General features: G+C 73.0%; 5 protein-coding genes. 2 read left to right on the top strand and 3 right to left on the bottom strand.

The window, feature by feature from the left end; genetic code table 11:
• Positions 1-48: 48 nt before the first annotated feature.
• Complete coding sequence (locus ABZ865_RS18590; RefSeq protein ID WP_361231150.1) at positions 49-3,990, bottom strand: SDR family NAD(P)-dependent oxidoreductase; 3,942 nt, start codon at positions 3,988-3,990, stop codon at positions 49-51.
• The gene (locus tag ABZ865_RS18585; RefSeq protein ID WP_361231148.1) at positions 3,987-4,769 is read right to left on the bottom strand and encodes an alpha/beta fold hydrolase; all 783 of its coding nucleotides are present in this window, start codon (positions 4,767-4,769) and stop codon (positions 3,987-3,989) included. Before ABZ865_RS18585 ends, ABZ865_RS18590 begins: the two co-directional genes overlap by 4 nt.
• A 647-nt stretch (positions 4,770-5,416) precedes the next feature.
• On the opposite strand from ABZ865_RS18585, the gene ABZ865_RS18580 reads away from it, so the two are divergent.
• Positions 5,417-6,181 (top strand): AfsR/SARP family transcriptional regulator, encoded by a 765-nt coding sequence (locus ABZ865_RS18580; protein ID WP_361231146.1) that lies wholly within the window; start codon positions 5,417-5,419, stop codon positions 6,179-6,181.
• A gap of 27 nt (positions 6,182-6,208) precedes the next feature.
• Here the strand turns inward: ABZ865_RS18580 and ABZ865_RS18575 are convergent, their stop codons facing one another.
• Entirely contained in the window at positions 6,209-7,729 is a 1,521-nt protein-coding gene (locus ABZ865_RS18575; protein WP_361231144.1) for a tryptophan halogenase family protein, read from the bottom strand.
• A gap of 341 nt (positions 7,730-8,070) precedes the next feature.
• Between ABZ865_RS18575 and ABZ865_RS18570 the strand changes: the two genes are divergently transcribed.
• Entirely contained in the window at positions 8,071-10,362 is a 2,292-nt protein-coding gene (locus ABZ865_RS18570) for a prolyl oligopeptidase family serine peptidase (RefSeq protein ID WP_361231142.1), read from the top strand.
• Positions 10,363-10,397 lie beyond the last annotated feature (35 nt).

The following is a 10,397-nucleotide window of genomic DNA, read 5'->3' as shown; positions in this document are numbered from 1 at the left end:
CGGCCGGCAGGACACCACCGGTGACGGGCTGTCGGTCGGGTCGGCCGGTCAGCCGGCCGTGCGCTGTTCGATCACCGCGGCCATGCCCGCCACGGTCGGGTTCTCGTAGAGCTCCTGCGTCGTGACGCGGACGCCGAGCTTCTGTTCGGTCAGGGCGAGCAGCCGGGTGGCGCGCAGCGAGTTGCCGCCGAGCTCGAAGAACGACTCGTCCCGGCCGATGCCGGTACGGGCCAGCGCGTCGGACCACAGGTCGGCGAGTTCGCTCTCCAGGCCCTCGTGCGGCGGCGTCGACTGCCGCCGGGCCCGCTCGGGAGCGGCGTCGGCCAGCAGCTGGGCGGTGTCGACCTCGCCGTAGGCGTCGCGCGGGATGCGCGCGACCTCGGCCAGCCGCACCGGCACCGGGCTGACGGCGACGCTCGCCGCGAGCGCGGTGCGCAGCGCCCCTACGTCGGCGCCGTCGCCCTCGGCGACGTAGGCCAGGACGATCTCGCTGATCCGCAGCTGCTGCGGCACCAGTTCCGCGACCATCGCGGGGTTGCGCAGGTCGAGGCCGACGATCGTGTACGGGCCGGGCAGGGCCGTGGCCTCCAGGAAGAGCCTGAGGCCCGTGTCCGGGTCGATGGTGCGAAAGCCCCGGTTCTCGGCGGCGGCCGAGGACTGCCCCCTGTTCATGCCGACCCCGGACCACTGGCTCCAGGCCAGGCAGTGCACCCGGCGCCCGCGCTCGTGGTGCCAGTGGTCGGCGAAGCCGATGAGGAAGCTGCTGGCGGTGGCGTAGGCGCCGAAGGAGTGCCCGCCGAACTCGCCGTTGACGGAGCCGAACAGCACCAGGGAGGCGTTCGGCCGGTGCTCCAGGGCGCGGGCGAGGGCCAGGGTGCCGTGGACCTTGGCCCGGTACTGCCCGGCGTAGGTCTCGGCGCTCTCGTTGACGATGAGGTGCCGGTCGAGGTCCGCCCACTGCCCGGTGGGGTCGGCGGCCGCGAGGTGCAGCACGCCGTCCAGGGTGCGGCCGAAGCGCTGCTCGGCGGCGGCGATCGCCGCGTCCAGCGCGCCGGCGTCGGCGACGTCCAGCTGCTCGTACGCCACCTGCCCGAGCCGGGACAGGGCGGCGAGCCGCTCGCCCCGCTCCCCGTCGGCGGCCGAGCGGCCCACCAGCAGCAGCTTCACGCCGAACGCGGCCAGCAGGTAGGCGGCGATGTCGTGGGCGATGCCGCCGAGACCGCCGGTGACCAGGTACAGGCCGCCCGCGGTGACCGGCGCGGCCGAGGTCGCGCCGTCCGTCTCCACGGGCGTGAGCCGGGGCTGCCAGCGGGCGCCGCCGCGCGCGGCGACCAGCCCGGTGCGGTCCGGCGCGGCGAGTTCCGCCCGCAGGGCGCCGGCCCAGCCGGCCGGGTCGCCGGCGTGCAGGTCCAGCAGCTTCACGGGCATCGGCGCGGCCTCGCTGATCGCGGTGCGCACGAAGCCGGGCAGCGCGCAGACGCCGAGGTCGACGCGGTCGCCGTCGTGGACGTGGAAAGCGCCGGAGGTGAGCACGAGCAGCCGGGGGTGCCCGGCGGCGCCGTCGGCGAGGGCCCCGAGCAGCGCGGTGAGTTCGGCGGTGGCCGTCGCCAGGCGCTCGGCGGGCTCCCCGTCGAGGCTGAGCGGCAGCGCGTGGACGACCGTGCCGATCGGGCCGTAGCGCTCGGTGACCGCGGTGAGCAGCCGGCGCAGCTCGGTCCGGTCGGCGGCCGGGACGCGGTAGCGGTACGGCAGCTCCTGGGCGAGGGCGTCGCCCCGGCCGACGGCGACGAACGGGCCGTCCAGGCCGAGCCGGTCGAGGTCGGCGTCCTCGGCGAGGACCACGACGAGCCCCTGGCCGGTGCCGTCAGTGCGGCCGGTGCCGGTCCGGGGGGTGGCGTCCGTGCCGTCAGCGCGGCCCGTGCCGTCGGCGAGTCGCACCCACTGCCGGCCGGAGAACCAGGTGTCCGGGCCCTCCTCCTCGGCGGCGGCCGGGCCGCCCACCCGGTCGGCGAACCGGCCGGCCTTGAAGTCGGCGACCAGCGCGGCCCGCTGGATCTTGCCGCTCGCGGTCTTGTGGAACTCGCCCTCGGTGACCGGGATCAGCAGGTCCGGCGCGATCCCGGACTCACGGACCAGGATCGCCCGCGCCTGCTCCTTGGTGGTGGCCAGCGCGTCGGCGTCCCAGCTCACCGGCACGAAGAAGACGACCAGCTGGTCGGTGGAGGCGCCGGGTTCGCGTACGCCCGCGGCGGCCGAGAAGGTGACCCGCACCCCGTCGACCCGCTCGACCACGCTCTCCAGCTCGTGCGCCATGTAGTTGATGCCGCGCACGATGATCTGGTCCTTCTGGCGGCCCGCGATGACGGCCTCGCCGTCCCGGACGAAGGCCAGGTCGCCGGTGCGGAACCAGCCCTGCTCGTCGAACGCCTCCCGGTTGGCCTCCTCGTTGCCGAAGTAGCCCGCCGTGATCGTGGGACCGGTGATGCGCAGCTCGCCCATCCGGCCCTCGGGCAGCACCGCGCCGCCGTCGTCGACGATGCGGATGCGCACCCCGGGGATGGGCCGGCCGACGCGGGAGAGCACGACGGCCTCCAGGTCGTCCGGGTCGACATACCGGATGGTCTCCCCGAGCGAGGCGGGGTCGATGGAGACGGTGCCGGCCGTCAGATCCTCGCGGGACTGGCGGGTGTAGGTGACGCCGGAACAGGTCTCGGACATGCCCCAGGCCGGCACCATCGCGTCGGCAGGCAGCCCGTGCGGGGCGAGCAGTTCGAGGAAGCGGTGGCTGGTGGAGGCGATCACCGGCTCGCCGCCGTTGGTGATCTCCCGCAGACAGGACAGGTCCCAGGAGCGCTCCCGGATGTCCGCGGCCCGCTCATTGACCATCGCCATGGCGAAGTTCGGCGCCCAGGTGTTGGTGGCGCGGTAGCGGTCGGCCCAGTCGAACCACAGCAGCGGGTCGGCGAGGAAGTGGTCGATCTTCGCGTTGACGTGCAGACAGCGCAGGAAGACGTCACGCACGTTGTAGAAGGCGACCGTGACGTGGTCGAACGGCATCCAGATCAGGCTGACGTCGTCCTCGGTCAGCCCGCAGTGCTCGGCGACGGCGAAGGACCGGGAGACCACGGAGGAGTTGGTGTGCTGCACGCACTTGGGCACGCCGGTGCTGCCGGAGGTGAGCAGATTGAGCACCGGGGAGTCCCAGCCGGCCTCGAACCAGTCCTCGTCGGCGGGGTGTTCGGCCAGCTCCTCGACGGTCAGGATGCGGACGTCCGGCTCGCCCCACAGCGCGTGCACCCCGGCCAGCGCGTCGACGGTCCCGGCGTCGGTGACCAGCACCGGACGGCCGAGCAGCTTCCAGGCGCCGTGCAGCTTGCGGTTGGTCTCGTTCTCGGTGGTGTACGACGTGGCGACGGCGACCGGGGTCGGCACGAAGCCGCCGAGGACGCAGGCCCAGAACGCGGTGAGGTAGCCGCGGTTGTCGTCGAACACGAACAGCGCGGCGTCGCCCGGCTTCAGGCCCGCCGCACGGAAACCGCCGAGCACGTGCTGGGCCTCGTCCAGCAGCTCGGCGTAGGTCTGCAGGACGTCCTCGCGGCCCTGCCGGATGTACACGGTGCCCTTGTCGGGGGCGAGTTCGGCCGCCCGGCGCAGGCCCTCCTGAAGGGTGGCGGGCGCGCCGTCGGGCAGCACGAGGTCGCCGCCGTACAGGTCGGACGGCGGCAGCTCGGTCCCGGCGAGCGGGGCGGGGGCGCCGGCGCCCTGCGGGGACCCGGCGGTCGGCTGTGCCCCGGTCTGCTGTGCCCCGGCCTGCTGCGCGGTGACCGCCTGCGCTCCGGCCGCCTGCGCCGCGGACGGCGGCGCGGTGTCGGCGGCGCGCACACCCATGCGGGCCACGGCCGCGGCCTCCAGCACGCCGGGCACGCCCCGGGCCGCGTCCGCGAAGGAGGTCAGGAAGTCAGGTCCGATGGTCTCGGGAGACGTCGTCATGCGCTCCTCCGGTGCGTCGCGGGGGCAAGCATCGTGCGGCCGATCACGGAGACGACCTCGGCGGGCGAGTCCAGGAAGTAGAAGTGGCCGCCCGGGAAGAACTGGGTCTGGAACTCGGCGGTGGTGTGCTCGCCCCACCGCTTCACCTCGCCCAGCGGCGCCCGCGGGTCGGACTCCCCGGACAGCACGGTGATGGGCACGTCCAGCGGGGCGCCCGGCTCGACGGTGTGCCGCTCCCAGAGCGTGAAGTCCGCACGGAGGGTGTAGAGCATGGCCTCCATGACGTCCTCGTCCTCGGCGACCTCCTCGTCGATGCCGCCCAGGGAGAGGATCTCGGCGGCGAACTCGTCGTCGGGCAGCTCGTGCAGCCGGCGCACCGCGCTCTCGCCGGGGGCGGGCTGCGCGGACAGGAAGAGGTGCTCGGGGCCGCGCGCGCCCCGCTCCCGGAGCGCCCGGGTCAGCTCGTAGGCGAGGGTCGCGCCCGCGGAGTGCCCGAAGAAGGCGGTCGGCAGGTCGAGCACGGGCCGCAGCACGTGGGTGAGCGCCTCGACGAGCGGTCCCGCCTCGGTGAACGGGTCCTCGCCGATACGGTTCTGCCGCCCCGGCGGCTGAATCGCGATCAGCTCGATCCCGGGCGGCAGCAGCCCCGCCCAGTCGGCGTAGGCGGGGGCGCCGGCGCCCGCGTGCGGGAAGCAGACGAGCCGGTGGGTGGCCGACGGCCGCCGGGCCCGCCAGATGTACGGGCTCTCCGGGGCGAGTTCATTTTCCAACGGAATCATCTGCGGGCGACTCCTCGCTTGTTTCGCGCAGCACGCCGCCTTTTCGCACGCGGCGATGTCGTCGAGGCGCGCGGCTGAAGTGGGCGGCGGGTGCTGTGGCGGCCGGGATGGGTGCGGCGGCCCCCGACGGGAAAAGAAACCCGGATCGGGACCGGCGAAAAGTGTGGGTGGAAAACTGTGTGACGGCGGTCCGGGCAGCGGAAATCCGCCGCACATCGAAAACCGGCGTCAGGGCGGGCAGGAACACGCCGCTGTCATCGCCACCATTTCAAAAACGAACCAGATTCGGCAATAACGCCGACACCGACATCCGCTGCGCTCCCCCCGTCGCGATTTCGTCAGATCCCGGGCCGGAAACCGAGCCCCAGGACGTCCATACCTTCATCCCTGCGAGCGGCCGGAGTCAAGGGTCTTCCGGTCCGCGGGGACGCCTCCGCAGGCCGGGAATGCGCCACCTGCGACGGCGGCCGATTCCGTCCTGTCGACAGGACGGGCCGAGGTTCTTCCGGCCCGCCGCGGATCAAGAACTCGGACGTGGACTCCTCCTCGCAGCACGGCTGTGCCATGGTGCGAACCACCGCGCCCGTGCCGTTCCCGGTCGTCCGCGCGCTCCAGTTCTGTTCACTGCCAATCTGCGAGGTAATTCGATGGAGTACGGCATTCTCGGGCCGGTGCAGGTGCGGGACGGCGGGGAGGAGATACCGCTGGACGGCGCCAAGCAGCGAACCGTGCTGGCGGCTCTGCTGATGGCCGAGGGCGGCTTCCTTCCGGACGCGGCGCTGAGCTGGTTCCTGTGGGGCGACCGGCCGCCCGCGACGCTCACCGCGCAGCTGTACAACTACGTCTCCCGGCTGCGCCGCAAGCTCGGCCCGTCGGTCCGCATCGACCGGCGCGAGCACGGCTACCTGATGCGGGCCGACGACGACTCCTCCTTCGACCTGCTGTGCTTCCGGGAGCTGGCCGGGCAGGGGCAGTCGGCGATCGTCGCCGGGAAGTACCAGGAGGCCGGGGACCTGCTGCGGCAGGCGCTCGCGCTGTGGCGGGGTCCGGTACTGGCCAATGTCTGCGAGCACCTCGCCAACTCGGAGGGACCTCCGCTGGAGGAGGCCCGGATCTCCGTGCTGGCCGGCCGGATCGAGGCCGATCTCGCGGCCGGTCTGCACCCCCAACTGCTGCCGGAACTGACCCGGCTGGTCTCCCAGCACCCCCTGCATGAACGTTTCCGTGCCCAGCTCATGACCGCGCTCTACCGCTGCGACCGGCAGGCCGAGGCGCTCTCCCTCTACGATCAGGGCCGCCGCCTGCTCACCGGCGAACTCGGTGTCGAACCCGGCCCCCTGCTGCGCGCCGTCCACCGCGCCATCCTGTCCTCCGACCCCTGCCTGCACCGTCCCCTGGACGAGTGGCACTGAGCCGAGCGGCACTGAGCCTGCGCCCCCTCAGCCGGTCGTCAGCGCCCGCTGCGCGATGTACTCGTACGGCGTGGGCAGCAGCTCGGACAGGGTGCGGGCCAGATCCCGGACCGCCGTGAACTCCTTGCGCGCGACCGTGTCGTCCACGAGGGAGAGCGCGGCCGGCGCCCGCGGCGTCACCGCACCGGTGCCGATGAGCAGCGAGGTGTACGCGTGCCCCGGCAGACCCGGGCAGCCCGGCGTGTGCTCCGCGCGTGGCGGCAGCACCCGCCAGCGGGCCAGGTGCTCGGCGATCCCCCCGGGCAGCGGACGGGTCTTGGCGTCCCGCCAGTACTGGGTGTCGTCCCGGGCCGCCCCCTGGTAGTGCAGGGTGAGGAACTCGCGCGCCCCGTCCAGCGACCGGGCCACGGCCGCGTTGTAGCCGTCGCGCAGCCGGGGGCTGAAGTCGGCCCCGGGGAAGTGTCTGACCAGCTGTTCCAGGGCATGGTGCGCGAAGGAGGCGACCCCGGTGGTGCCCAGCGGCTCCACCCGGCCGGCCGGCGGTCCCACGGCCACGCAGTTGTGCCGCCAGGCCTCCCGGCTGCGCCCGGACACCAGCCGCCCGTGCCGGGCCGTCACCCCGGCCGCCTCGGGACCGGCGTACTCGCGCAGCGTCCGCTCGGCCTCCTCGGGCGTGCGGTACTCGCCCGCGTAGGCGTAGCCCACCCCGATCCGGTCGAACAGCGGCACCGTCCAGATCCACCCGGCGCCCTGCGCGGAGACCGTGGTGTACGGCGGGATGCCCCGGGCCCGCATGTCCGCGGGCACCTCCAGCGTCACCACACCGTCGTTGGGCAGCGTGTCCTGGTAGTCCAGGTACGGCACCTTCAGCGCCCGGTGCAGCAGCAGGCCCCGCTCGCCGGTGCAGTCCACGAACAGGTCGCCGTGGACCTCCCCGTGCTCGGCGGTGACCAGGCACTCGATCCAGCCGCGCGCGTCCAGCCGTACCTCGCTCACCGGGCCCGTCAGGCGCCGGGCCCCGCGGTCCACCGCGTATCCGGTGAGCAGCCGGGCGAGTGGGCCGGGCGCGCAGTGGTAGCCGTAGGGAACCGGGGCGAAACCCGGACCGGCCGCCGCGTCGCCCACCGGTTTCGGGCCCCGGCCGGCGTCGCACAGCCAGGCGGCGACGAAGCAGTCCCGGTCGAAGCGCCCAGTGGGCCCGCCGCGCAGCCACCACTCGGTGAGCGGAAAGCCGTCGGCCTCCCGGACCGGCTCGAAGGGCAGATAGAAATGGCGCCCGGCGCCGCTCCAGTCCTGAAAGCGGACGGCCAGCTTGTACGTGGCGTTGCAGGCCGGCATCCAGTCCTCCTCGGCAAGACCGAGGAAATCGAAGAACCGCCGGAAGTCGCCGAGGGTCGACTCGTCCTCGTCCGGGACGCCGTCCGCCGGTGAATCGACCAGTGTGACCGAGATCCGATCGGCGAATGCCGCCTTCAGATACGCGGCGGTCATCGACCCGGCGACACCTGCGCCGACGATCACGACCTTTTCGGGAGTCTGCGTACTCAAGCCAGCACCTCGGTTCCTGTGTTCACTTGTGACGCGGTCTGTTTCCTGCTCGGGCGGCCACTGTGGCATTCACTTCTATGCCGCCTCTACAAACGTCCTATCTCCCGCAATTCACCCATCCCGGAGTCAGCCGTGAGAATCCTGTGAAACAGCCCCGGGTGTCCCGGTGACCGGACACCCCCGACGGATGTGCCACAGACTGGTCAACGGCCCGGTGTGGTGGCGATGATGACGAGGCCGGCGAATCCCGAAACCGCCCCCCGCCATCAAAAGAACTGGGAATCTCGCCGTTCTACGCCGACGGCATCCGGAATCATCACCCCGAAGGAAGGGCACTTTCGATGCAACGGAACCACCTCGATGTGCGGGCCTATGAGACGGCGGAACGGCTGCTCAGGCACCACCGCAAGGAGCTGGTGTTCGGCGACCGGGTCACCCCGCGCTGGCTCGAGGACGGCGCGCGCTTCTGGTACACCGTCAACACCGCCGAGGGAAAGCGGTTCGTCGTCGTCGACCCCGCCGACGGCTCCCGCAAGCCCGCCTTCGACCACGAGCGGCTCGCCACCGCCCTCGCCGAGGCGACCGGCCAGGAGATCAGCGCGGCCGCCCTGCCCCTGCCCGCGATCCAGCCGACCGCGCTCGCCGTCGAGTTCGACGCGTTCGGCGTGCACTACCGCTGGGACCTGGACGGCCAGACCCTGCACCAGGCCGAGGGCGAGGCCCCCGGCAACCCCCTGGAGGTCGCCGCCCCCGACCGCAAGCACGCCGTCTACCGCGCCGGGCACGACCTGCGCGCCCGCACCCTTGACGGCGCCCGCGACTGGGCCCTGACCTCCGACGGCACCGAGGACCGGGACTACGCCGCCAACCCGGACTACCTCATGTACTCCACCCTGCTGACCAAGCTCGGGCTGCCCCATCTGCCGCCCGCCGTGGCCTGGTCCCCGGACGGCAGCCGGCTGCTGACCCACCGCACCGACCAGAGCGGCGTCCGCCGCACCCACCTGCTGCGCGCCGCCCCGGCCGGCGGCGGCGACCCGGCCCTGCTCTCCCCGCGCTTCGCGGTCCCCGGCGACGAGCGCATACCGCTCGCCGAGTACGTGGTGATCGACATCGCGTCCGGGACCGTCACCGAGGCCCAGGGCGAGCCGGCCGGCATGTCGATGATGTCGCCGGTCTTCCAGAAGTGGGCCTGGTGGTCCGAGGACGGCTCCGCCGTGTACTACCTCGCCCGCAGCCGCGACGCGCGCACCCTGAGCCTGCATCACCTGGACCCCGCCACCGGCGCCGTCCGCACGGTGATCACCGAGACCGGCCCGACCCGGGTCGACCCCGCCCCGACCCAGCTGCAGCCGCCGCTGGTGAAGGTGCTGACCGGCGGCCGCGAGGCGCTCTGGTACTCCGAGCGCGACGGCTGGGGCCACCTCTACCTCTACGACGCCACCACCGGCGAACCGGTCAACCAGGTGACCTCCGGCGACTTCGCGGTGCAGGAGCTGCTCCACGTCGACGAGGCGGCCCGGACCGCCTACTTCACCGCCGCCGGACTCGTCCCCGAGGACCCCTACCGCCGCACGGTCTGCAGCGCCGCACTCGACGGCACCGGCTTCCGGCGGATCACCGACGACGACCTCGACCACGTCGTCACCGTCGCCCCGAACGGCGCCTACTTCGTCGACTCCGCCTCCACCACCGCCGCCGCCCCCGTCATCACCGTCCGCGACTGGACCGGCCGCGTCCTGGTGGAGCTGGAGCGCGCCGACATCTCGGGCCTCACGGCGGCCGGCTGGCGCGCCCCCGAGCGCTTCCGCACCACCTCCGCCGACGGCACGACCGACATCTACGGACTTCTCTACCTCCCGCACGACTTCGACCCCGCCCGCCGCTACCCGGTGATCGACACCCCGTACGGCCTGCCCCCCGCGGGCCGGGTCAGCCCCTCCTTCGACCCCGGCCACTACGGCTACGAGGCGGAGGCGCTCGCCGCGCTCGGCTTCGTGGTCCTCGCCGTCGACGGCAAGGGCTCCCCGGGCCGCAGCAAGACCTTCCTCGACGCCTCCTACGGCAACCTCGGCGACGCCTGCGGACTGGACGACCACGTCGCCGCGCTGCGCGAACTCGCCGCCACCCGGCCGTGGATGGACCTGGACCGGGTCGGCGTGACCGGCATGTCCTCCGGCGGCTACGCCTCCGTACGCGCCCTGCTGCGCCACCCGGACGTCTTCAAGGCCGGCGTCGCCGAGTCCGGCATGCACGACTTCCGCCTCCTGGAGCCCGGCCTCGGCGAGGCCTACCACGGCCCCTACGACGCCGAGGAGTACGCGGCCCTCGCCAACGAGACCCTCGCCGACCGGCTCCAGGGCGCGCTCCTGCTGATCCACGGCGGCCTCGACGACCGGGTCCCCCCGCAGACGACGCTGCGCCTCGCCGAGCGGCTCATCGCCCACGGCAAGGACTTCGACCTGCTGATCGTCCCGGACGCCGACCACATCTACTTCGGCTACGAGCACTACGTGACCCAGCGCAAGTGGGACTTCCTCGTCCGCCACCTCCACCACACCGAACCCCCCACCGACTACCGCCTCCCCCCTGTCCCCATCGACCTGGAAGCCCTGGCCGACCTCTTCGGCTGACACCCACGGCACCCATCACAAACAAGGTGCCCGCC

The sequence above is a fragment of the Streptomyces sp. NPDC047085 genome, from assembly GCF_040643735.1.
In the GTDB taxonomy this organism is placed as follows: Bacteria; Actinomycetota; Actinomycetes; order Streptomycetales; family Streptomycetaceae; genus Streptomyces.
The sequence above is the reverse complement of the archived record's forward strand: the minus strand, read 5'-3'. Positions and strand labels throughout refer to the sequence as shown.